We start from the raw sequence: 21054 nt of genomic DNA on the forward strand, positions 1-21054 counted from the left end.
AGCAGCTCAAGCGAAGAAACCAGTGGCAGCGCCACTGGTTTTTTTCGCCTGCATCACAGCGGCGCCGATCCATCATGCCGTGATATTTCGAGCCAGCGCATCTGCATTCTGTGCCGTCAGCGCAAACACCGACAACTGCGGATTGGCCCCCACGCTGGTCGGAAAGACCGAACCGTCGAACACCGACAGGTTCTCCAGCTGGTGGTGGCGCCCGTGGCTGTCCACCACGCCGCGGCGGGCGTCGTCGCTCATGCCGCAGCCGCCCATCAGGTGCGCGGTGAAGAGCGCCGTGCGGAACGGCTTAAGCGGCAGCTTCGCGATCGCGTCGCGCGCTTCTGGCCAGCTGCGGTAGTCGGTGGCGTCCAGGTGGGCCGGCCGCACCTTGACCGCGCCGGCGGCGAACTGCGCCTGCGCCATGCTCAGCCAGGCGCGGCGCACGCCGTCCCAGGCGTAGTCGCTCATCTCGTAGTCGAGCAGCGGGCTGCCGTCGGGGGCCAGCCGCACGCGCCCGCCCTCGCTCTGCGGCACGAAACCGTCGCGCAGCAGCGCCAGCATGGCGTTGGTATTGGGCAGCTGCGCGATATCGCGCCGCAGCGCGTCGCCCATGCCGTTGAGCACGCCGGCGCTGATGCCGGGGAACAGCGGCGGCACCTCCAGCTTGTAGCCCATCGGGCCGGTGGCGCCGTTGGCCCACTGGAAGTGGTCGGAGGCGACCGACTGCGGCGCGCCATAATAGGGATCGATTTGCTCCGGCATGACTGCGACACTGATATTCACCGGATGGATGAACGTGCGCACGCCCAGCCGCCCATGCGGGTCCGGCACGCGCGAGCGCAGCAGCAGCGCCGGTGTGTTGATAGCGCCGCCGGCGACTACCACGTGCCGCGCGCGCACGGTCACGCCCACGCCGGTGGGCGTATAACCGTCTGCGCCGAGCGCTTCGCCGATGACCGCTTGCACGCGCTGCCCGTCGTGTCCGAGCGTGCGCACCCGCACCCGGTGCACCAGCGTCGCGCCTGCGGCCAGCGCCGCCGGGATGGTCGATACCAGCATCGACTGCTTGGCATTGACCGGGCAGCCGAAGCCGCAGTAGCCCGAGTTCCAGCAGCCCTTCACGTTGCGCGGGATGACGTGCCACTCCCAGCCCAGCTTTTCGCAGCCGCGGCGCAGCACGTCGTTGTTGGGATTCGGCGCCATGGCCCAGGGGGCGATGCCCAGGCGCGCTTCCACCTGCGCGAACCACGGCGCCATGTCGGCCTCGGCGTGGCCGCTGACGGCGTGGTGCCCGGCCCAGTGCGCCAGCGTCTGCGGCGGCGTGCGGAAGCTGGACGACCAGTTCACCGTGGTGCTGCCGCCGACGGCGCGGCCCTGCAGGATGGCGATGGCGCCATCGGCGGTGGTGCGCGCCGCGGCCTCCTGGTACAGCTCGCGGTAGGCACGGTTCTCGTCCATGTCGCGGAAGCTGTCGGAGGTGCGCAGCGCGCCTTCTTCCAGCAGCACCACGCGCAGCCCGGCGCGGCTCAGCGTTTCGGCGCTGATGCCGCCGCCCGCGCCGCTGCCGACGATGACAACGTCCGCGTCGAGCGTGCGGGAGGCGGTGAAGGTGGCGGCATCCAGCACCTTCCAGCCGGCGGCGATGCCGGCATCGTAGAGATTGTCGATGGCCATGTCTGTATTCAGGCGTGCAGCGCCTTGTAGACCGGCGCATTGGGGCCGGGATAACCGCTGCCGGCCCAGGCGGCGGGCAGCACGTAGTAGCTGACGCTGGCGAGCTTGACCAGCACCACCGCGCCGGCATTGAGCGTGGCCAGCCGGCTGGCGCGCCAGCGTTCCAGGAAGGCCTGGACCTGTTCCGGCGTGGTGGCGTCCCAGGACTGGCGGATGCCGGCCAGCGCCCAGCGCAGCGGCGTGCTGGCGAGCAGGCCGAACAGCTTGCGCAGCTCAGCCTGCGCGCCGGCGTTCATCGCGGCGCAGCTGGTGTCGATATTGCGCAGTGTCTCCTGCACCAGGGCCTCGCGCCGCGGCGGCGGCGCCTCGGCGAGTTCGGTGACGACGGCGGGCAGCAACGCGCGGAACATGGCCACGTCGTCGGGCCGCAGCCAGGCCATGCCGGCCTGCGGCGCGGCATCGGCCGCGCTGCATCCGGCCAGCGACGGCACCAGCGCGGTACACGCCAGCGCGGCCGAGAAGCCGAGTCCGACCTTGAGGAAGCCGCGGCGCGAGAGAGCGTGTAGCGCGTGCAGCGCCTCGGCGCCGGCATCTGCGCGCCGGTGTGGCGCAGGTTGGGAATGCGGGGGCATGGGGTGTCTCCTGTGCGTCGGTGTTGTTGTCGGGGCGGGATGACTCCGCATTGACGCTACCTGTAGTTTGGATAAAGATCGGAGCCCCGTCTTGATTCCGCATGACAGGTGAATTGATGCCACGCGCCAACCCGACCGCCGGCGGTGCCACGGTATCCGGCACCGTGTCGCTCGCTTACCTTCGCGCCGTGCTCGACCACGGCGAACGCCAGGGCATTGCCGCCGCCGACCAGCTGCGCGCCGTCGGCGTGGCGGCCGGCATCCTCGGCGCCACCGGTGCGCCGATCGCCACGCGCATCCCGGGTGCCGCCTACCTTGCGCTGCTGGACTGGCTCGGCGAGGCCACCGGCGATCCGCATGTCGGGCTGCGTGCCGGGGCCGCCTTCGTGCCGCGCCACTATGCCGAGATGGGCTATGTGGTGCTGACCACGCCGACCGTGCGCGACGCCATCCTGCAGGGCATACGCTATGAGGTGCTGGCCAACGATATCGGCCGCACCCGCCTGGTCGAAGCGCCGGGCATGGCGTGCATGACCTGGACCGCGCAGCACGGCCCGCTGTCGCGCCACGCGCATGAGCTGCACATGGCCACCTGGTCGGTGTTCGCGCGCTGGCTGATCGGCGAGCGCTACTTCGCCACGCAGGTTGAATTCCCGCACCCCGCACCGGCCGATACCAGCCTGCATGCCGAGGTGTTCGGCTGCCCGGTCGCCTTCGGCACCGGGCGCCATGCCATGCATATCGACCCGGCGCTGCTGGCGCTGCCTTCGCTGCAGGCCGATGCCGGCATGCAGGCGCAGATGACGCGCATCGCCGACTCTCAGTTGCAGCTTTGCGTCCCCGCCGGCGCCGACGAGCTGGCGCAGGCGCGTGCCTATATCAGCGCCCGCCTGCAGGACGGCGAGCTGCCCATCGCCGACGTGGCCGCGCACCTGCGGCTGCCCGTGCGCACGCTGCAGCGCCGCCTGCAGGCGCAGGGCATCAGTTATTCACAGCTTGTGGATAACGTGCGGCGCGCGCTGGCCGAGCAATACCTGGCCGATCCCGCGGTCAGCCTGGCGCAGTGCGCGCTGCGGCTGGGGTATTCCGAGCAGAGCGCGTTCACGCATGCATTCAAGCGCTGGACCGGCGAGACGCCGCACGGCTGGCGCCGCCGGGTCGCGCAGGCGTAGCAAAACCCGTGCTGGTTTTGCCGATAATGAGGGCAGACCAACCCCATCCGCCCGCCTTCCATGCATATCCGCTGGCTCGAAGATTTCGTCTGCCTGGCGCAGGCCGGCAGCCTGGCGCGCGCCGCCGAGCTGCGCAACGTGACCCCGCCCGCGTTCGGCCGGCGCATGCAGGCCTTGGAAGTATGGGCCGGCGCCCCGCTGATCGACCGCAGCGTGTTCCCGGTGCGCCTGACCGCCGAGGGCCGGCTGTTCCTGGAAGCCGCGCAGGGCGCGCTGCGCACGCTCGATGAAACGCGGCTGGCACTGCGCGCCGCGCACCGGGCCGACGCCAGCACCGTGACCATCGCCACCGGCAAGACGCTGGCGCGCTCGATGGTGCCGGCGTGGCTGTCCGGCCTGCGCGAGACGCTGCGCGGCGACCCCGCCGCGGCAGGCTTCCGCACGCGGCTGTCGACCTTCCCCATGCACGACGCGCTGGCGATGTTTGCCGAGGGTGATGCCGACTTCCTGCTGTGCTACAGCCCGCCCGACCTGCCGGTGATGCTGGACGACGCGCGCTACCAGTTCCACCTGGCCGGCGTGGAGCGGCTGGTGTGCGTCAGCGCCGCCGACGCGCACGGCGCACCGCTGCACCGGCTGCGCACCGGCAAGGCAGCGAAGGAAAAGCCGGTGCCGATGATCGCCTATGCCGAGACGCTGACGCTGGGGCGCATGGTCAACCAGGAGATCGCGCGCCGCAAGCTGGCGCCGCGGCTGGACGTGATCGCGGTCAGCGACTTTGCCGAGTCGGTGCATGAAATGGTGCGGCAGCGCATGGGGCTGGCGTGGCTGCCCGCGCGGCTCATTGCCGACGACCTGCACGCGGGCCGGCTGGTGCGCGCGATCGGCGCCACTGCTGCGGGGGCCGACGATGGCGGCGACCTTGCCCTCGATATCCGCCTGTACCGCCCGCGCGCGCCGATGCGGCCGCTGGCCGAGGCGTTCTGGCGCGCCGCGGTGGCGGCGCCGCGCTAGCTGCGGCCATTGCCGAATCGGCAACCCCACTTGCCAAAGCCGCATGCCGGCCGGGCCGCGCGCTCTCTAACATCCGGTCACAACATAGATTCCGGAACCCCCAGAGACAAGACCATGAAGACCATCCTGCGCGCGGCCGCTGCCGCACTCTGCCTTGCCACCGCCGCCGGCGGCGCCTTTGCCGGCACCTGGCCCGCCAAGCCGATCACGCTGGTGGTGGGCTATACCGCCGGCGGCAGCGTCGACCTCGTCGCCCGCACCATCGCGCCGGAGCTGGGCAAGCGCCTGGGCCAGAGCATGGTTATCGAAAACCTGGGCGGCGCCGGCGGCACCATCGGCGCGTCCAAGGTGGTCAAGGCCGAGGCAGATGGCTACACCCTGCTGATGGGATCCGGCAGCGAGGTCTCGATCGCTCGCCTGACCAACCCGGCCGTGCGCTACGACGGCGAGAAGGACCTGGCGCCCGTGACCTTCGTCGGCACCCAGCCGATGGTGCTGGTCGGCAAGCCGGGCCTGCCGGCGAAGAACGCCGCCGAGCTGATCGCGCTGGCCAAGGCGCAGCCGGGCAAGCTGTCGTATGCGTCGTCGGGCGTGGGCACGCCGCTGAACCTGGCCGGCGAGCTGATCAAGCAGCAGGGCAACGTCAATATCACGCACGTGCCGTACAAGGGCGCATCGGCCATGGCCACCGACCTGCTCGGCGGCCAGATCGACCTGGCGGTGATGGTGCTGTCGTCGGCGCTGCCGCATATCCAGGCGGGCCGCGTGCAGGGCTATGGTGTGACCGGCGCCAAGCGCGCCGCGGTGGCGCCGAACGTGCCGGCATTGGCGGAGACGCCGGCGTTGAAGGGCGTCGACATGGGGGTGTGGTTCGGCCTGATGGGGCCAGCCAACCTGCCCAAGTCGGTGGTCGACCGGCTCAACACCGAGATGCAGGCCGTGCTGGCGCTGCCGGATGTGAAGAAGAAGCTGGCCGAGGCGGGTGTGGAAGTGACGCCGGGTAATCCTTCGCAGTTCGGCAGCTTTATCAAGCGCGAGACGGGGCGCTACCGGACGATTGTGCAGACGGCTGGGATTCGTGAGTGAGGGATGGGGTGTCGGTGCTGCCAGCGCCTGCCAGTACCCACGACACACCAAATAGAAATGACCCGCCAGGCACCGACCCAATGCGCACCCTGTGAGCACCTGATTTCCATGACCCACCCCGCCCACCTCGACGCCTACCCCGTCGACGTCGCCTTCCCCGACATCCGCCCCTACGCCCCCGGCAACAGCGGCATCCCCTACCTGTACACCTTCGACAGCGGCCAGCCCGGCCCGCACGTGATGGTCAACGCCCTGACCCACGGCAACGAGGTCTGCGGCGCCATCGCCGTCAAGGCATTGCTCGACCACAACCTGCGCCCGCGCCGCGGCCGCCTGACGCTGGCCTTCGCCAACGTCGATGCCTATCACAGCTTCGACCCGGCCCGGCCCGACGCCTCGCGCTTCGTCCACCAGGACTTCAACCGCGTATGGACCGCCGGCACTTTGGACGACACCAGCCGCGATTCCTCCGAGCTGCGCCGCGCGCGCGCCATGCGTCCGGTGATCGACACCGTCGACCTGCTGCTCGACCTGCATTCGATGCATGAGAAAAGCCGCCCGCTGATCGTCTCGGGCCCGCTCGACAAGGGCATCGCCCTGTCGCGCGCGCTGGGCGCGCCCGCCGACGTGATCGTCGACGAAGGCCATCCCGAAGGCCGCCGCATGCGCGACTACGACGGCTTTGGCGATCCCGCCAGCCCGCGCAATGCGCTGCTGATCGAATGCGGCCAGCACTGGGAGCCGGCTGCCGTGACGGTGGCGCAGGACAGCACCGCGCGCTTCCTGCTGCACGCCGGCGTGGTCGACGCCGCCGACCTGCCCGCCGGCTGGCTGCAGCCGCTGCCCGCCGCGCAGCGGGTGGTACGCGTGACCGAGCCGGTGGTCGCCACCAGCATGGATTTCCGCTTTGCCGGCCCCTATACCGGCCTGGAGACCTTTGCCGACGCCGGCGCGGTCATCGGCTGGCGCGACGGCGAGCCGGTGGTGACGCCGTATCCCGACTGCGTGCTGGTGATGCCTTCGCTGCGCCAGCTTCGCCCCGGCGTGACCGTGGTGCGGCTGGGCCGGCTCGAACGCTGAGCCGGGTTGGAAGGTCAGGGTCTGCCTGATCAGGCTCCCGCCGTCGGTGCCGGCGATGTGCCCGCCGACGGCGCTGGCGGCGGCAGCATGCCCGGGAACAGCTGCTCGACCAGCTCGTTGAGCTTGGACGCCGGATCCACGAGGTTGCTCAGGTTGAGCCCGCCGGCGCTGCGGTTGGCGTTGTAGATCGCCTTGCCGACGCGGTCGCCCTGGTGAAAGACTGTGATGTCCACGCTGTCCAGGTATGACGTCCAGAACCAGGCGCTGCGCGCGGTGTAATACGCCACCATCGGGCACGCCATCGCCGACGCTGCCTCGGGCTGCAGCATCTTCACTTCGAAGTTGCGGTGTTCCAGCGAGGCACGGAAGACCTCGACATAGTTGTTGCCGCTCACCGGGTTCACCACCACGCACAGCAGCATGCCGTTGGCGCCGTAGTCGCCGCGCGGGCCGCCGCCGGCCGGCACCTGGAACGCGGTATTGGGATCGGAGCGGTCGGGGCGGTCGACCGGGGTCACGGCCTGGTAGGTCGAGCAGCCGCACAGCAGCAGGCCGACGCTGGCGGCCAGCAGGGCTTTGTTCATGGGAATCCTGGATGGCTTGGGGCACTGCCGCCGGCGCGCAATGCGGGCAGCGTGCCTTCACACTGTAGGCGCTGCCGGCGCCGGCCAATTCCCGGAACAGAGACGCAAAACCGGCGCTGCTGCGCCGGCGTGGCGCGTCAGCCGCCCGCCCCGCCTTGCGCGAGCCGGCCCACCAGGATCAGGCAGAACGCAGCCAGGCACAGCCCGACCACCGCGACCTGCAGCCGCGTCACGGGCCGGCCGCCCAGCAGGGTCTCGCTGAGCCAGCGCGGCGAAGCCAGGCCGGCGGCGGTCGCCGCCAGGATGATGAGCGCAAGCACGGACAGCACGGATTGCATCGCAGGTTCTCCGGTTCAGGCTTGCGCTCAGTTGGCGCCGCCGCGCAGCAGGCAGTCGCGCAGCAGCGGCACGCCATCGGCCACGCCCGCGCCGTTGCACTCCACCGCCACCTTCTGGCCGCGCCGCACCATGGTGGCGCGGGCCTCCACTTCGCAGACCCGGCCCGCCGGGCCGCAGATCTGCCGTTGCAGCAGCAAGGCACGCACATTGGCGGCGGGATCGTTGGTGCGAATATCGACAAACACCTGCTCGCCCTCGCGGCGCACGCCGCTGGCCACGCCTTCGACGATCACGTAGCGGTTCAGGTAACGCGCATCCGCGGCCTTGGGATCGTTGCGGTAGTCGTCCAGGATGGCGCCGGCCTGGTATTGCGGCAGGCGGTCGGCGGGCCGCTGCGGGTCGATGCTGACCGGGTCCAGCGTGCCGTCGCGCGGCACGCCGCGCACATCGCTGGCCGTGGCAAGGGGCGCGCTGGCCTGCGCCGGTGTCGCTGAATCCGCGGGTGTGGCGTCTTCACGCCGGTCATTGCCGGCAAACCACAACATGCCAAGGACAGCCACGGCGACGATGGCGATGAGGATTTGCTGGGTACGGTTCATCATCTGGCGGTCCTGCCTGGGGCATGCAAAAAGGCGAAAGCGCGATTATGCGCCACCGGGAGCGCAGAAGCGCCCGATTGCAGCCACCGCATGTTCCACGCCGCGCTCCGCCGCAACGGCGCGACCCAGCGCGGCGGCCTGGTCGCGCGTCTCGGAGCGCTCGGTAAACGCAATCATCGACGCCAGCCGCCCCGCATCGATCTTGTGTCCCGGCACATATTCCGGCGCCACGCCCAGCGCCGCCAGCCGTCCCGCCCAGAAGAACTGGTCGCCCGCGAACGGCAGCACGATCGACGGCACGCCCGCCGCCGCCACCGCATGCGTGGTGCCGGCCCCGCCATGGTGGATCGCCGCCGCCACGCGCGGCAGCAGCCAGTCATGCGGCGTGGCGCCAATCACATGGAAATTGGCCGGCAGCGCCGACACATCAATGCCGGACCAGCCCGGATAGAACAGCGCGCGCCGGCCATCGACGGCCTGCAGCATGGCCTTGACCACCTTCTGCCGGTCAAAGCCCGCCATGCTGCCAAAGCCGATATACAGCGGCGGCGCGCCGTCCGCGAGGAAGTCGCGCAGCGCAGCGCCCGGCTGCCAGTCCGGCTGCGATGGCATAGTCCACGCGCCGGTGACTAGCCAATCCGCATGCCAGTCGCGTGGGCGCGGCACCAGGTGCGGCGACATCGCGTACAGCGACGGGAAATCGCGCCACATCGCCCGGCGCGGCGCCACGCCAAACAGCTTCGCGCGCGCGGCGTTGGTGGCATTGCGGAACATGCGCCACAGCACGAAGTTGATCACTGCATGGCTGGCCCGGTTGGCCCAGCCGGGCATGCGGAACGGCGGCAGCAAGGCTGAGGGGAAATCCCGCGTCGGCGAAATCGGGAACATGCCCGCGCCGATCACCGGCTTGCCCAGCTGCTCGCCCACGGACAGCGCCACGTATGCCGTCAGCCCGGAAAACACAATGCCATCCGCGTCGCGCGCCGCCTCCGCCAGCTGCGCCATCCATGCCTCGGTGTTGTCCTCCGCAATGCGCCCGAACGCGCGCGTGGCCTCGGCCACGTTGCCGCCCTCCGTCATCAGCTTGTGCAAGGCACCGCCGGGCTGCAGGGTTTGCTGGATATCGCCGGCCATCGGCGCGAACGGCAGGCCGTGATCGGCGGCCAGCGGCGCCGCGGCGCGTTCGCCGAGCATCAGCACGTCGTGCCCGGCGTCGCGCAGGCCCAGGCCGAGGGCTACGATGGGGCGGCAGTCGCCTTGGGTGCCGAAGGTGATGAGGGTGAGGCGCATGGCGGGAGGGGCGAGGCGGGGTACGCAAGCCAGACAGCAGTGCAAGTGAGGTGTAGTTTACCTGCGGTTGTATTTGCGTGGTCTGAATGATGCCCCGCCGCTACGGCCAGACAAAGGCGTAGTGGAGAAGATAAAAGAGCACCGTGGCCGTGACCATTGCCAGGAGCGTCACGGTGCGGCGTCTAAGCGGTACTGAAACTTGCCGGAGCCCGATTGCTGCCCATGCAATCGAAGGGCCGATGGCGAACAGCGCCATCGCCAGATAGACCCACCATCGAACGGCACAATGCTCAATATCCCAGCAGCCGTGCCAGCTAGACACGAGTGGCCACGATAAGCGCTCGGCCAGCCAGTAGGAAAGCATGATGGCTTGCCAGGAAACCAGCAGGCCGGCAATGAGATAAGCCACGACCCAGCCAGCGCGCTTCATTGAATCTCCCATAACCAGATTTGGCGAGACTTCGCTAAATCTGAATACCAGGCCACTCCTAAACCAAGCGTGAACCGGAAGAAGTTGTTGATTCGTCCCTGTAAGGATGGAGCAGTCAGTGAGCTGCCATTCCAAAGGTCGATGTGGTCGCCCGTCGGCTGCTTTTCACTGTCGCGGCGCCAATAGTCTTTGAAAAAGACAATGCCTGTCCTGCCCTTGGCAGCCGCTTGCCAATTCTTGCCGGTAATGTCGGTGGGTTTGGGGCATCCGGCAAAGGGGCGTAGAAGAAGCCAGTTTGCTACCTCCTCCGCGCGGAGCATGTGCGAGCGCGGATGACCTTCATACCAGCAACGTGCACCGGTGAAGGACTTGTTCGTAATGCCCGCTGTAGCAAGGCAGGTTCCTACGCGAATCGCACATTCATCGGAAAATGCAGCGTCCCCGGTTTTCGGGTTCTTGCACGGCGCAGCCTCGTTTGGGTAAGCGTTCCACAACTCAGCGAAGGTAATGCGCTTGAGTTTTACCTCGGCCGCGGAGCCGTTCCCGGCATTGGTAGGTACCTCCATTTTCTTGTCAGGCACCTTCCTTCTCCTGGTGTCTGGCCAGGGCTTCATCGCCCCAGTAAATGGTTAGAGAGCCGGTAGAAATCGTGGCAATGCGTGGTAATTGTCCTTGCTCGTTTGTATATCCGAAGAGCGAACGCCCGTCCGAAGTCTCGACCCAGTATGGGTAGCCGCTGATTGGACCGGCAGGGCCATTCGCAATGACGAGTTCGTCATAGACTTCAGTCCCAATACCTGTAGCGTTCGTGGCGGTGAATGCCAGGCCTGTCGAGAAGGGATGTGATGTGCTCACTCCCGTGCCCATGTCGTCATACCATGCCTCGCCGGCCAGCGTCGCCACTATGCGCTGAGGCGTAGGGCATTTGCACAGAACCAGATCACCATCCAGCGCGGCTTCGCCCATGACGTTCATGCGCATCGGCCCGCCAGCCTTTGCGATCCTGCCATGGCTCTTGCAGGCCTTGCAGAAAGCCTGGGCTCCAATTAGCGCGACTTGATGACCGGCGAAGGTACAAGGTAGTCCGCCGGAACGTAGCACCGTGCCTCCGGACGTTAGGGAGTCGCCTACAACCGCTATTCTCCGCATCATGCTGCGGATTCCCTGACGTCGCTTGGTTGGTTCTCCCGCTTTCGCATTTGGCGCTCCTGAGATACATCAAGCTGTGCTGAACAGCATGATTTGTCCCCAAGGGCTAGAGCGAATCAATCAGAAGATTCCGGCGCAGGCGAGACTCCTCTTCGTTGCGAGGCCCAGGATACGCGTGGGTGCTCATACCAATCATTTGCACGCCACTATTTCCCAATACAAAACCGCGTAAAAATCGTCCCCAGCAAATCATCACTGGTGAACTCCCCGGTAATGCTGTTCAGGCACTCCTGCGTCAGCCGCAGTTCCTCCGCAAACAAATCCAGCGCCTGCGCCTGATGCTCGGCTTGTTCCGCCGCAATATCGAGGTGCGACTGCGCATTGCGCAACGCCGTCAGATGCCGCTCGCGCGCGAGGAAGGTGCCTTCGTTGCCGGATTGCCAGCCCACCAGCCGCAGCAACTCGCGCCGCAGCAGTTCGATGCCTGCACCAGTGCGGGCAGAGATCCAGATCTCCGTCGGGTTTGGCCCGTTCGCTGCGACAACGTGCGGGCGGTTGCCGCCAAACATCGTGTCGCCCACTGCCGGCGCCTTGTCGATCTTGTTGACCACGCGCACGATCGGCGAGCCCGGTGGCAGATGGCCGCTGAGCCGGTCGTCGATGGCGTCGTCGATCTCGGACAGGCCGTGGCGCAGGTAGTCGGTGGCGTCGACCAGGTGCAGCACGGCGTCGGCGCGGCGGATCGCGTCCCAGGTGCGTTCGATGCCGATGCGCTCGACTTCATCGGTGGCGTTCTCGCGCAGGCCGGCAGTGTCGATGATGTGCAGCGGGATGCCGTCGATCTGGATGGTCTCGCGCACGCGGTCGCGCGTGGTGCCGGCGATCGGCGTGACGATGGCCAGCTCGGCGCCGGCCAGCGCGTTGAGTAGCGAAGACTTGCCCACGTTGGGCTGGCCCGCCAGCACCACCGACAAGCCTTCGCGCAGCAGCGCGCCCTGCCGCGCCTGCGCCAGCACGCCGCCCAGATCATTGCGGATGGCCGCGAGCTGCCCGCGCGCGTCGGACTGCTCCAGGAAATCGATCTCTTCCTCGGGGAAGTCCAGCGTGGCCTCGACCAGCATGCGCAGGTGGATCACCTTGTCCACAAGCTTGCGGATCGCATTGGAGAACTCGCCCTCCATCGAGCGCGCCGCCGAGCGTGCCGCGGCTTCGGTGCTGGCTTCGATCAGGTCGGCCACCGCCTCGGCCTGCGCCAGGTCGAGCTTGTCGTTGAGGAAGGCGCGGCGCGTGAATTCGCCCGGCTCGGCCAGGCGCAGGCCGATGCTGTCGCCGGCCTGCAGGCAGCGCGTCAGCAGCATCTGCATCACCACCGGGCCGCCGTGGCCCTGCAGCTCCAGCACCTCTTCGCCGGTGTATGAATTGGGCGCGGGGAAGTACAGCGCGAGGCCGTGGTCGATGACCTTGCCGTGGCCGTCGAGGAACGGCAGGTAGGTGGCATGGCGCGGCTTCAGTGCCTGGCCGCAGACGGCGCGCATGACCGGGCCGACATCGGGGCCCGAGACGCGCACCACGCCGATGCCGCCGCGTCCGGGCGCGGTGGCGATGGCGGCAATGGGAACCTGGGTAGCAGTCATGCGGTATTGTCGCAGATCGATTGCAGTTGGCGTGGCGCGGGTTGCACTTGCAGGAGCGCCGCGCGGCGCGGTAAGTCGGCCGCCATGTCAGGCGGGGCGTCAGCTCGCGCCGGGCGGTGGCGGCGGCACGTCGTCGGGCAGCTCCGCCACGTCCAGGCACTCGCACATCAGCCGGCGCGCGACGATGGCGTCGACAAAGCCGCCCAGCCGCGTCTGCTGCCTGATCAGCTTGCGGTGCAGCCGCCTGGTATAGCGCGACGGTAGCACCGGTGCCAGCGCCTCGATCGTGTAGCGCAGCCGCTTGCCCGCGATGCGCTGGGCATGCACCGCGCCCAGGTCGCCGCCCTGTGCGGCCTGCTTCAGCGCGCGCAATCGCTTGCGACCGCGGCGCACACGCTGGCTTGCGAACGGGCCCAGGCGGTCGCGCCGCCCGGCCTTGCCTCGGGCGGCGACCTTTTCCGCAAGGTGGCCCAGGTGGGCGAGATCGCGTTGCACGACAGGCAACTGTCCGTCGCGGTAGCTGACCAGTGTCGCCAGCATGGCCGCGCGAGCGCTGTTGCGCCGGGTGGCGGCAACGTCGGCCACGGCGGCCAGCACCGGATCGTCCGGCGCTTTCCCGTGCGCCGGGGCAACGGTCTCGGCCAGGAACACGTCCCAGTCGCGCACCTCGCTGCTCGCTCGCGCCAGCGTGCGCAGTTCGCGCTTCCAACGCTCGCGCTCCAGCAGTGGCAGCGCTGGCGCGAGCGCCCACAGCACCGCGCGCGCATAGCGCACCGCTACGCGTAGCTGGTGCAGGTCTTCCGCTTCGTCGCGGTGCAGCAGATCCTGCAGGGACATGTCGATCCGCGCCAGGCTGGCCTGTGTCAGCGCGGCAAAGGCAACGACCGGATGCGTCTTGCGGCGCAGCGTGGGCGGCTGGGCGTCGGTCATGGCGGTCTTCATGCGGTCAGGCGCGCCGGTGGAGACGCAGATGCCACCAGTGTAGGCGACGGCACGCGCGAATGTGCCCGGGCGGCGCATCAGGCGCTGCCGCGGTTGACAGCGGCCCGCGGTCGCGCTGCAATGCGCACACCGCCTGGTGATGCAGTGACCGTAGCAGTGACCGTACGAGGACCCGCCATGACCACCGAACAGGAGCGTCTCCTGCTGCGCGACACCATCGCGGCCGGCTTCCGCCAGGCCGCCTTCGTCAATGATGTCGGCATAGCGCTGGCGGATTGCGGGCCGGGCTGGTGCGAATCGACGCTGGCGACCACCGCGCGTCACCTGCAGCACGGCGGCATCGTCCACGCGGGTGTGCAGGCCACCATGGCCGAGCACACCGCGGGCGCGGCGGCCACCACCATCCTCGAAGCGGGCCAGCACGTGGTCACCGCGGAATTCAAGATCAACCTGCTCAGGGCCGTGCGCAGCGACCGGCTGCGCTGCCGTGCCGACGTGCTCAAGTCCGGCCGCTCGATCATCGTGGTCGAGGCGGATGTGTTTGCGGACGTGCATGGCGAATCGGTGCTGGTGAGCCGCTTCAACGCCACCATGAGCGTGCTGGACCTGGCCTGAGCCCAGCCCCAACCCTGCAAGGAGCCAAGCATGATCGACCATACCGGCGCCAGCGTCAGCGATTACGCCAAAAGCCGCGCCTTCTACCTGGCCGCGCTCGGCGCCATCGGCTACGGCCTCGTCAAGGAATTTCCGGCCAGCGTCACGGGCAGTACCGACGTGGCGGGCTTTGGGCCACCGGGCAAGCCGGATTTCTGGATCCACCGCGGCGAGCCCAACCGGCCGCCGGTCCACGTGGCCTTCCGCGTGGACAGCCGCGAGCTTGTGGACAAGTTCTACCGCGCCGCGATCGAGGCGGGCGGACGGGACAATGGCGCGCCGGGGCTCCGGGCGCACTATCACCCGGATTATTACGGCGCCTTCGTGCTGGACCCGGACGGGCACAACATCGAGGCGGTGTGCCACAAGCCCGCCTGAGCCGGCAGATCCGCAAGATGGCGTTCAGCGTGTCGCGACGATAAACAGCCGCGGGAACGGCAGCAGCACCGAGCCGTCCGACAGCGCGGGGTACGCCTTGGCGACCTCGCTTTCATAGCGCGCCAGGTAAGCGGCACGCTCGGTCTCGTCCAGCGGCTGCAGGAACGGCCGCAGGCCGCTGCCCTTGAACCACTCCACCACCGCCGCCGCGCCGCCGGCCAGCGGATGGTGGTACGTGGTCAGCCATACATCCACGCGCCGGCACAGCGGGCGCAGCAGTTCGTAGTACCACTGCGCCGGCGAACGCTCTGCGCGCGCCTTGCTGGCGCTGGCCAGCTGCTGCGCCCACGGGCTTTCCGCCGCCACCTGCCGCATCAGCCGGTGCGCGGGCTCTTCCAGGTTGTCGGGCATCTGCACGGCCAGCGTGCCGCCTTCCGAGAGTTTGGAAACGAGCCTGGGAAACAGGCTGGCGTGGTCGGGCAGCCATTGCAGCACGGCGTTGGCCAGGATCACGTCGTACGGGCCGGGATCGTCCCACGCGCCGATGTCGGCCACGCGGAACTGCACGTCAGGCAGGCGCTTGCGCGCGGCCTTGACCATGTCGCCGGAGCTGTCCAGGCCGGTGATCGATGCGCCGGCATATCGCGCCAGCAATACCTCCGTGGAGTTGCCGGGGCCGCAGCCGATATCCACTGCACTGCGCACGATCTCGTTCGGGATGGCGGCGACGAGGTCGCGGACGGGACGGGTGCGTTCGTCTTCGAAGGCAACGTATTGGCGGGCGGACCAGCTCATGGGGATCTCCGGACGTTGAGGCGCAGGCCAGTAGCATACGCCTGCAAAACGCCTGCCGCAGCCAACACCGCACGAACGCGGCTCCCCTCGCCGCTTGCGGGAGAGGAGCAAACCGCCAGGGAATCAACGCCTGTCAGTCATCAAACAAAAAAACAAAAAGCCCGGCGACTCCGCCGGGCTTTCCGCTGACTACATCAACGCAACAGGCAATCAGCTCTTGGCCACAACCGCCGTCTTGCCCTTGCCAAGCATCCGGTTGATTTGCCATTGCTGCGCAATCGACAGGATGTTGTTCACCACCCAGTACAGCACCAGGCCGGCCGGGAAGAAGAAGAACATCACCGAGAACACCAGCGGCATGATCGTCATGACCTTGGCCTGCACCGGATCCGGCGGCGTCGGGTTCAGCTTGGTCTGCAGGAACATCGACACGGCCATCACGATCGGCAGGATGTAGAACGGATCCGGCACCGACAGGTCCTTGATCCAGCCCAGCCACGGCGCGCCGCGCATTTCCACCGACGACAGCAGCACCCAGTACAGCGCGATGAACACCGGGATCTGGATCACGATCGGCAGGCAGCCGCCGAGCGGGTTGACCTTCTCGGTGCGGTACAGGCCCATCATCTCCTGGTTCATCTTCTGCGGGTCGTTCTTGTAACGCTCGCGGATCGCGGTCATGCGCGGCTGCAGGTCCTTCATCTTGCCCATGGACTTGTAGCTTGCCGCCGACAGCGGGAAGAACACCAGCTTGATCAGCACCGTCAGCGCGATGATCGACCAGCCCCAGTTGCCCAGGAAGCCGTGCAGCTTCTCCAGCAGCCAGAACAGCGGCTTGGCCAGGATGGTCAGCCAGCCGTAGTCCTTCACCAGCTCCAGGCCCGGGGCGATCTTCTCGAGCATGTGCTCTTCCTGCGGACCGGCGAACAGGCGTGCATCGGTGCTCACCGTGGCGCCCGGGGCCACTTCGCCCAGCGGCTGCTGGATGCCCACGCGGTACAGGTTCGGATCGATCTGCTGGACGTAGAAGCTGTGCTCCTTGCCGGTCTGCGGGATCCAGGCCGAGGCAAAGTAATGCTGCACCATCGCCACCCAGCCGTTGTTGGCGGCGGCAGGCACGGTGGCCTTGCCCTTGGCGATGTCTTCAAAGCTGATCTTGTGGTACTTGTCCGCGTCCGTATAGAGCGCCGGGCCCGTGAAGGTACTGTAGAACTGCGACTGCTCGATCTTGCTGCCATCGCGCGCCAGTTCCAGGTACAGCGTCGGCGATACCGGCGCGGTGCCCGCATTGGTCACCGCGAACCTGGTGTCCACCACATAGCTGCCCTTGCGGAAGACATAGGTCTTGGTGAACTTGACTCCGTTTTTCTCGGCGTTCAGCACCACTTCCAGCTGCTCGGCGCCGTCCAGGTTGCGCGGGCCCGGCGTGGCGGTGAACACCGTGGTGTGGTTCGGCAGGTCGCCGCCGATCAGGCCCGAGCGCGCCATGTAGGTGTGCACGTTGTCGCGCTCGAACAGCACCACCGGCTTGCCGTCCTTCTCAAGCTCCTTGAGCAGCTCCAGGCGCGTCACGATGCCGCCGGCGGTGTCGATCTCGGCGCGCACCGTGTCGGTGGTCACCACGATCTTTTCGCCGGCGGGCTGGGCGGCGGCCTGCGGCGCAGCGCCCGGGGCCGGGGCGGCTGCGCCAGGCTGGACGTTGGCCTTGGGCACGTCGCCCTGCGCGGCCGCGCCGCTGGCGGCCGGCGCCGAAGCGCCCTGCTGCTGCGTCGCGCTCGGGAAGAACATCGACGCATGGCCTTGGGAGCGTTGCCAGTTGTCGTAGAGCAGCACGAGGGACATCGAGAAGATGACCCAGAGGATGGTGCGTTTGATATCCATGTCTGGCTGTGGTCGGAGAAATCAGGGTCTGGGCAGACGGATCGCTGCAGGCACATGGGGCGCATGGCCTGCCGCGGCATGGACGGAACGGCCCGATGCGGAGTCCGCCCCGGCTGTGTCGGTTTCCGTGCCCGGCACGGGATCATACCCGCCTTGGGCGAAGGGATGGCAACGGCACAGCCGGCAGGCGGCCATCCAGCTGCCGCGCGCGGCGCCGTGATGGACGATGGCGTCGCGGGCGTAGTCGGAACAGGTCGGCAGGAAGCGGCACTGCGAGCCCAGGTAAGGACTCAGGGCGATCTTGTAGATACGCAGCAGGGCTAGCAGGATTCGCTTCATGGTGAGAACCGTCAGGCCGGAAGGCCCGGTGGCTGGCTCTGCGGGGCAGAAGCCGGCGGCGGGGCGGGCGGTGCGGGGTTGGCAGCGGGCGGCGGCGGCAGCGGCCTGGCCGCCACCTCCAGCAGGCTGGCGATTTCCGCCGCGCACGCCTGTCGGACAGCCGTGCGCGTGGCAAATTCCGCCCGCGGGAATTTTGCCTGCAGGCGCAGCAGCACATCACGCCCCGCCAGTTCCTCGCGGCGCTGGCGGAACAGCTCGCGCGCCATGCGCTTCACCAGGTTTCGCTCGGCGGCGCGCGGCGCGAACTTCTTGCCCACCACCACGCCCAGCCGGGCTTCGGCCTGGCCGTTGGCACGCACGTACAGCACGAAATGCGTGCTGCGCCGCCGGGGCCGCAAAGCAAAAACGGATGAAAATTCATCCGTCTTTGTTAGCCTCGCGGCTTTGGGGAAGGCATGGGCTGACACGCTGGGCAAGGCTGGCGAGAGATACTGCTGACTGACTAGCTGGACCCGGCGGCAACCCGGCGCAAACTGCGCCGGCCGTCCTGGACCCGAGGCAAGAGGCATCGACGGCGCCAGGGGCGCCGTCAGGCCGGTTGCCCGGGCCTCAGATGGCCAGGCGCTTGCGGCCCTTGGCGCGGCGAGCGTTGATGACGGCACGGCCGCCACGGGTCTTCATGCGCACGCGGAAACCGTGGGTACGCTTGCGGCGGGTAACGGAAGGTTGGTAGGTACGTTTCATGTTGCACTCTCTGGTTGATCTGGGCGTGCCCGGCTTCGGCCGGTGCCGGGGTGCCGTGGCCGCCGCGTATGGTTCGCATGGGGCTGCCGCTGGCAAGGAACTGCCGCGGTAATGCCGACGATTCTGGTTCTGTCTTGCTGCCGGCCGGCGGCGCAGTGCAGGCGTTGGCCTGTGGGCGCGGACGGCACGAACAGGCCAGACCCGGCGATGCGCATACGTGATCCCCTGCCGCATCGCAGAACCCGGCATTTAATCCAGTTTTGTCGTCGGTGTCAAGGTAAACGGCGATGCGCGCCGGCATATATGCGACAAACCGAAGAACTCGTCAGTGCGCCATTGTCCACAGTGGCCAGTGCATAAACATTTGTGCCCGAGGCGCCGCCAACATATAAGACAACCCAGGTCAAAGTCCCTGTTTTGCCTGGTTTTTCGCGGCTTTCCACAGCCCGCTACCCCGCACTGCAGCACGGGTTGTGCACAGCAATCCACTGAATTTGCACAAGTTGTCCACAGACTTATCCTTTGTGGATAACTCAGGGGCGGGGGTACAATCCCGGTCCAAACACATCACGGGCTGCGTGGCGCAGGCGCAACCCGGGCCCCCTCCGCGAAAACGCATGAGTTAACGCACGCTCAGTGCGGCGAGCTGGTCGCTCGCTGGCTGGCGCATGGCATGCCGCGGGGGTACGCCAACCGGTAGTGATTACCAGTTCGGCGAGCAAGGCCCGGTCGACGCGACGTATACGCCGCTTGTGACGTGCCCGGGCCGCGATCCCCGGGTGCCACTACTAAACAACAAACAATGCAAGATTTCTGGCAGGCGGCAGCCGCGCAACTCGAGCGCGAGCTGACGCCGCAACAGTTCAAAACGTGGATCAAGCCGCTGGCGCCCGTTGCGTTCGATGAAGAAACGCACGCGCTGCGGATTGCTGCGCCCAACCGTTTCAAGCTGGACTGGGTCAAGAGCCAGTTCTCCGGGCGCATCACCGCACTGGCCTGCGAATACTGGGAAGCGCAGGTCACCGTCCAGTTCGTGCTCGATCCCGCGGCCTCCGGCCGTGCCGCCGCCTATATGCAGGCGCCGCAACCGGCCATCGGGCCGGGCGCGCACCCGCAGGGCGGCGCCATGGGCATGGACGGTCACGCAGCCCCGGGTCCGGGCATGGGTGGCTATCCGGGCGGCCAGCAGATGGCCGCGCAGGCGCCCTACCCCATCGCCGGCCAGCCCGGCTATGGCGACTATCCGCCCGCCGCCGGCTACGGCATGGGCCAGCCGCCTTATGGAAATCCGTCCGCCGCGCCGGTGCCCGCGAATGCACGCGCGCAAATGGCTGGCATGGGCCAGGGCGGCCACCATCCCGGCCAGCTCGGCGGCCACGGCAACCCGCTTGGCAACCATCCAGGCCAGCACGCCAGCGACATGGGCGATATCGACGTGGTCCACATGGACCCCGCCGAAGTCAGCGCCCGCTCCTACCGCGCGCCGCAGCCGCAGTCGCAGCCGCCGATGGGCGGCCCCAACGGCATGCCCGGCCACCAGCCCAGCGACACGGTCCACGAGCGCTCGCGCCTGAACCCGATCCTGACCTTCGACAACTTCGTCACCGGTAAAGCCAACCAGCTGGCGCGCGCCGCCGCCATCCAGGTCGCCAACAACCCCGGCAAGTCCTACAACCCACTGTACCTGTACGGCGGCGTGGGCCTGGGCAAGACCCACCTGATCCATGCCATCGGCAACTACATGCTGCTGGAGAACCCGCGCGCGCGCATCCGCTACATCCACGCCGAACAGTACGTGTCCGACGTGGTGAAGGCGTACCAGCGCAAGGCGTTCGACGAATTCAAGCGCTACTACCACTCGCTCGACCTGCTGCTGATCGACGATATCCAGTTCTTCTCCGGCAAGAACCGCACGCAGGAAGAGTTCTTCTACGCCTTCGAGGCCCTGATCGCCAACCGGGCGCAGGTGATCATCACCAGCGATACCTACCCCAAGGAAATCACCGGCATCGACGACCGCCTGATCTCGCGCTTCGACTCCGGCCTGACCGTGGCGATCGAGCCGCCCGAGCTGGAAATGCGCGTGGCGATCCTGATGAAGAAGGCCGCGGCCGAGAACGTGAACGTTCCGGAAGAAGTCGCCTTCTTTGTTGCCAAGCACCTGCGTTCAAACGTGCGCGAGCTGGAAGGCGCGCTGCGCAAGATCCTGGCGTTCAGCAACTTCCACGGCAAGGACATCACCATCGAGGTGACGCGCGAAGCGCTGAAGGACCTGCTGACGGTGCAGAACCGCCAGATCTCGGTGGAGAACATCCAGAAGACCTGCGCGGATTTCTACAACATCAAGGTCGCTGACATGTACTCGAAAAAGCGGCCTGCCAATATTGCCCGTCCGCGCCAGATCGCGATGTACCTGGCCAAGGAGCTCACGCAGAAGAGCCTGCCGGAAATCGGCGAACTCTTCGGCGGCCGCGACCACACCACCGTGCTGCACGCCGTGCGCAAGATCGCCGACGAACGCAGCAAGGATGCGCAGCTCAACCATGAGCTGCACGTGCTGGAGCAAACGCTCAAGGGCTGATGCATGGTCGTTCCCGGCCGTAGACCGGGAAAGGCGCATTTTGAAGGGCCGGCCCTCCGAGGC

23 protein-coding genes are annotated in these 21054 nt (G+C 67.7%); 7 read left to right on the forward strand and 16 right to left on the reverse strand.

The genetic code is table 11. From position 1 onward, the window contains the following. Window positions 1-72: 72 nt before the first annotated feature. The gene (locus E1J61_RS24855) at window positions 73-1668 is read right to left on the reverse strand and encodes a GMC family oxidoreductase (RefSeq protein WP_133096623.1); all 1596 of its coding nucleotides are present in this window, start codon (window positions 1666-1668) and stop codon (window positions 73-75) included. 8 nt (window positions 1669-1676) lie between these two features. Continuing rightward, on the reverse strand, window positions 1677-2300 hold the full coding sequence (locus E1J61_RS24860) for a hypothetical protein (RefSeq protein WP_133096624.1): 624 nt from the start codon (window positions 2298-2300) through the stop codon (window positions 1677-1679). Between the two features lie 116 nt (window positions 2301-2416). On the opposite strand from E1J61_RS24860, the gene E1J61_RS24865 reads away from it, so the two are divergent. From E1J61_RS24865 to E1J61_RS24880, 4 genes are all read left to right on the forward strand, one after another. After that, complete coding sequence (locus tag E1J61_RS24865; RefSeq protein ID WP_133096625.1) at window positions 2417-3472, forward strand: AraC family transcriptional regulator; 1056 nt, start codon at window positions 2417-2419, stop codon at window positions 3470-3472. Window positions 3473-3532: 60 nt separating this feature from the next. Further along, on the forward strand, window positions 3533-4486 hold the full coding sequence (locus E1J61_RS24870; protein ID WP_133096626.1) for a LysR family transcriptional regulator: 954 nt from the start codon (window positions 3533-3535) through the stop codon (window positions 4484-4486). 114 nt (window positions 4487-4600) lie between these two features. After that, entirely contained in the window at window positions 4601-5572 is a 972-nt protein-coding gene (locus E1J61_RS24875) for a tripartite tricarboxylate transporter substrate binding protein (RefSeq protein WP_133096627.1), read from the forward strand. A gap of 108 nt (window positions 5573-5680) precedes the next feature. Beyond that, window positions 5681-6652, forward strand: a complete 972-nt coding sequence (locus tag E1J61_RS24880) for a M14 family metallopeptidase (RefSeq protein WP_133096628.1) — start codon at window positions 5681-5683, stop codon at window positions 6650-6652. Window positions 6653-6681: 29 nt separating this feature from the next. Here E1J61_RS24880 and E1J61_RS24885 read toward each other — a convergent pair whose 3' ends face one another. From E1J61_RS24885 to E1J61_RS24925, 9 genes are all read right to left on the reverse strand, one after another. Further along, the gene (locus tag E1J61_RS24885; RefSeq protein ID WP_133096629.1) at window positions 6682-7236 is read right to left on the reverse strand and encodes an Sbal_3080 family lipoprotein; all 555 of its coding nucleotides are present in this window, start codon (window positions 7234-7236) and stop codon (window positions 6682-6684) included. 137 nt (window positions 7237-7373) lie between these two features. After that, a complete protein-coding gene (locus E1J61_RS24890; protein ID WP_029046432.1) occupies window positions 7374-7574 on the reverse strand; it encodes a hypothetical protein in 201 nt (66 codons plus the stop codon). Window positions 7575-7601: 27 nt separating this feature from the next. Further along, window positions 7602-8177 (reverse strand): OB-fold putative lipoprotein, encoded by a 576-nt coding sequence (locus tag E1J61_RS24895; protein ID WP_133096630.1) that lies wholly within the window; start codon window positions 8175-8177, stop codon window positions 7602-7604. 42 nt (window positions 8178-8219) lie between these two features. Beyond that, a complete protein-coding gene (locus tag E1J61_RS24900; protein ID WP_133096631.1) occupies window positions 8220-9464 on the reverse strand; it encodes a glycosyltransferase in 1245 nt (414 codons plus the stop codon). A gap of 100 nt (window positions 9465-9564) precedes the next feature. Then, window positions 9565-9894 carry a hypothetical protein gene (locus E1J61_RS24905; RefSeq protein ID WP_133096632.1) on the reverse strand — a complete coding sequence of 110 codons (330 nt, stop codon included), beginning with the start codon at window positions 9892-9894 and terminating at the stop codon, window positions 9565-9567. Next, entirely contained in the window at window positions 9891-10475 is a 585-nt protein-coding gene (locus E1J61_RS24910; RefSeq protein WP_133096633.1) for a type VI secretion system amidase effector protein Tae4, read from the reverse strand. The genes E1J61_RS24905 and E1J61_RS24910 overlap by 4 nt, the downstream gene beginning before the upstream one ends. Then, the gene (locus E1J61_RS24915; protein ID WP_133096634.1) at window positions 10468-11046 is read right to left on the reverse strand and encodes a PAAR domain-containing protein; all 579 of its coding nucleotides are present in this window, start codon (window positions 11044-11046) and stop codon (window positions 10468-10470) included. Before E1J61_RS24915 ends, E1J61_RS24910 begins: the two co-directional genes overlap by 8 nt. A gap of 203 nt (window positions 11047-11249) precedes the next feature. Further along, a complete protein-coding gene (gene mnmE / locus E1J61_RS24920; RefSeq protein WP_133096635.1) occupies window positions 11250-12677 on the reverse strand; it encodes a tRNA uridine-5-carboxymethylaminomethyl(34) synthesis GTPase MnmE in 1428 nt (475 codons plus the stop codon). Window positions 12678-12776: 99 nt separating this feature from the next. Beyond that, on the reverse strand, window positions 12777-13607 hold the full coding sequence (locus E1J61_RS24925) for a CHAD domain-containing protein (protein WP_133096636.1): 831 nt from the start codon (window positions 13605-13607) through the stop codon (window positions 12777-12779). Between the two features lie 189 nt (window positions 13608-13796). On the opposite strand from E1J61_RS24925, the gene E1J61_RS24930 reads away from it, so the two are divergent. Both E1J61_RS24930 and E1J61_RS24935 read left to right on the forward strand, forming a co-directional pair. Further along, the gene (locus tag E1J61_RS24930; RefSeq protein WP_133096637.1) at window positions 13797-14234 is read left to right on the forward strand and encodes a PaaI family thioesterase; all 438 of its coding nucleotides are present in this window, start codon (window positions 13797-13799) and stop codon (window positions 14232-14234) included. A 30-nt stretch (window positions 14235-14264) separates the two neighbouring features. Next, window positions 14265-14651, forward strand: a complete 387-nt coding sequence (locus E1J61_RS24935; RefSeq protein WP_133096638.1) for a VOC family protein — start codon at window positions 14265-14267, stop codon at window positions 14649-14651. A 24-nt stretch (window positions 14652-14675) separates the two neighbouring features. Here the strand turns inward: E1J61_RS24935 and tam are convergent, their stop codons facing one another. From tam to rpmH, 5 genes are all read right to left on the reverse strand, one after another. Further along, a complete protein-coding gene (gene tam / locus E1J61_RS24940) occupies window positions 14676-15446 on the reverse strand; it encodes a trans-aconitate 2-methyltransferase (protein ID WP_133096639.1) in 771 nt (256 codons plus the stop codon). A 210-nt stretch (window positions 15447-15656) separates the two neighbouring features. Then, window positions 15657-17327, reverse strand: coding sequence for a membrane protein insertase YidC (yidC, locus tag E1J61_RS24945; protein WP_133096640.1), 1671 nt, complete (start codon window positions 17325-17327; stop codon window positions 15657-15659). 21 nt (window positions 17328-17348) lie between these two features. Then, window positions 17349-17666, reverse strand: a complete 318-nt coding sequence (yidD, locus tag E1J61_RS24950; protein WP_133096641.1) for a membrane protein insertion efficiency factor YidD — start codon at window positions 17664-17666, stop codon at window positions 17349-17351. A gap of 11 nt (window positions 17667-17677) precedes the next feature. Beyond that, the gene (gene rnpA, locus E1J61_RS24955) at window positions 17678-18133 is read right to left on the reverse strand and encodes a ribonuclease P protein component (protein WP_133096642.1); all 456 of its coding nucleotides are present in this window, start codon (window positions 18131-18133) and stop codon (window positions 17678-17680) included. Window positions 18134-18275: 142 nt separating this feature from the next. After that, window positions 18276-18410 (reverse strand): 50S ribosomal protein L34, encoded by a 135-nt coding sequence (gene rpmH, locus E1J61_RS24960; protein WP_008650850.1) that lies wholly within the window; start codon window positions 18408-18410, stop codon window positions 18276-18278. Window positions 18411-19212: 802 nt separating this feature from the next. Between rpmH and dnaA the strand changes: the two genes are divergently transcribed. Then, a complete protein-coding gene (gene dnaA / locus E1J61_RS24965) occupies window positions 19213-20991 on the forward strand; it encodes a chromosomal replication initiator protein DnaA (RefSeq protein WP_133096643.1) in 1779 nt (592 codons plus the stop codon). The last annotated feature ends 63 nt before the right edge of the window (window positions 20992-21054 follow it).

Source organism: Cupriavidus sp. L7L, assembly GCF_004353535.1.
Classification (GTDB): domain Bacteria; phylum Pseudomonadota; class Gammaproteobacteria; order Burkholderiales; family Burkholderiaceae; genus Cupriavidus; species Cupriavidus oxalaticus_A.

Excerpts from the sequence above, each read along its gene's own strand:
- E1J61_RS24855 (WP_133096623.1), bottom strand. The coding sequence starts at position 1,668 with ATGGCCATCGACAATCTCTACGATGCCGGCATCGCCGCCGGCTGGAAG.
- E1J61_RS24860 (WP_133096624.1), bottom strand. The coding sequence starts at position 2,300 with ATGCCCCCGCATTCCCAACCTGCGCCACACCGGCGCGCAGATGCCGGC.
- E1J61_RS24865 (WP_133096625.1), top strand. The coding sequence starts at position 2,417 with ATGCCACGCGCCAACCCGACCGCCGGCGGTGCCACGGTATCCGGCACC.
- E1J61_RS24870 (WP_133096626.1), top strand. The coding sequence starts at position 3,533 with ATGCATATCCGCTGGCTCGAAGATTTCGTCTGCCTGGCGCAGGCCGGC.
- E1J61_RS24875 (WP_133096627.1), top strand. The coding sequence starts at position 4,601 with ATGAAGACCATCCTGCGCGCGGCCGCTGCCGCACTCTGCCTTGCCACC.
- E1J61_RS24880 (WP_133096628.1), top strand. The coding sequence starts at position 5,681 with ATGACCCACCCCGCCCACCTCGACGCCTACCCCGTCGACGTCGCCTTC.
- E1J61_RS24885 (WP_133096629.1), bottom strand. The coding sequence starts at position 7,236 with ATGAACAAAGCCCTGCTGGCCGCCAGCGTCGGCCTGCTGCTGTGCGGC.
- E1J61_RS24890 (WP_029046432.1), bottom strand. The coding sequence starts at position 7,574 with ATGCAATCCGTGCTGTCCGTGCTTGCGCTCATCATCCTGGCGGCGACC.
- E1J61_RS24895 (WP_133096630.1), bottom strand. The coding sequence starts at position 8,177 with ATGATGAACCGTACCCAGCAAATCCTCATCGCCATCGTCGCCGTGGCT.
- E1J61_RS24900 (WP_133096631.1), bottom strand. The coding sequence starts at position 9,464 with ATGCGCCTCACCCTCATCACCTTCGGCACCCAAGGCGACTGCCGCCCC.
- E1J61_RS24905 (WP_133096632.1), bottom strand. The coding sequence starts at position 9,894 with ATGAAGCGCGCTGGCTGGGTCGTGGCTTATCTCATTGCCGGCCTGCTG.
- E1J61_RS24915 (WP_133096634.1), bottom strand. The coding sequence starts at position 11,046 with ATGATGCGGAGAATAGCGGTTGTAGGCGACTCCCTAACGTCCGGAGGC.
- mnmE (WP_133096635.1), bottom strand. The coding sequence starts at position 12,677 with ATGACTGCTACCCAGGTTCCCATTGCCGCCATCGCCACCGCGCCCGGA.
- E1J61_RS24925 (WP_133096636.1), bottom strand. The coding sequence starts at position 13,607 with ATGACCGACGCCCAGCCGCCCACGCTGCGCCGCAAGACGCATCCGGTC.
- E1J61_RS24930 (WP_133096637.1), top strand. The coding sequence starts at position 13,797 with ATGACCACCGAACAGGAGCGTCTCCTGCTGCGCGACACCATCGCGGCC.
- E1J61_RS24935 (WP_133096638.1), top strand. The coding sequence starts at position 14,265 with ATGATCGACCATACCGGCGCCAGCGTCAGCGATTACGCCAAAAGCCGC.
- tam (WP_133096639.1), bottom strand. The coding sequence starts at position 15,446 with ATGAGCTGGTCCGCCCGCCAATACGTTGCCTTCGAAGACGAACGCACC.
- yidC (WP_133096640.1), bottom strand. The coding sequence starts at position 17,327 with ATGGATATCAAACGCACCATCCTCTGGGTCATCTTCTCGATGTCCCTC.
- yidD (WP_133096641.1), bottom strand. The coding sequence starts at position 17,666 with ATGAAGCGAATCCTGCTAGCCCTGCTGCGTATCTACAAGATCGCCCTG.
- rpmH (WP_008650850.1), bottom strand. The coding sequence starts at position 18,410 with ATGAAACGTACCTACCAACCTTCCGTTACCCGCCGCAAGCGTACCCAC.
- dnaA (WP_133096643.1), top strand. The coding sequence starts at position 19,213 with ATGCAAGATTTCTGGCAGGCGGCAGCCGCGCAACTCGAGCGCGAGCTG.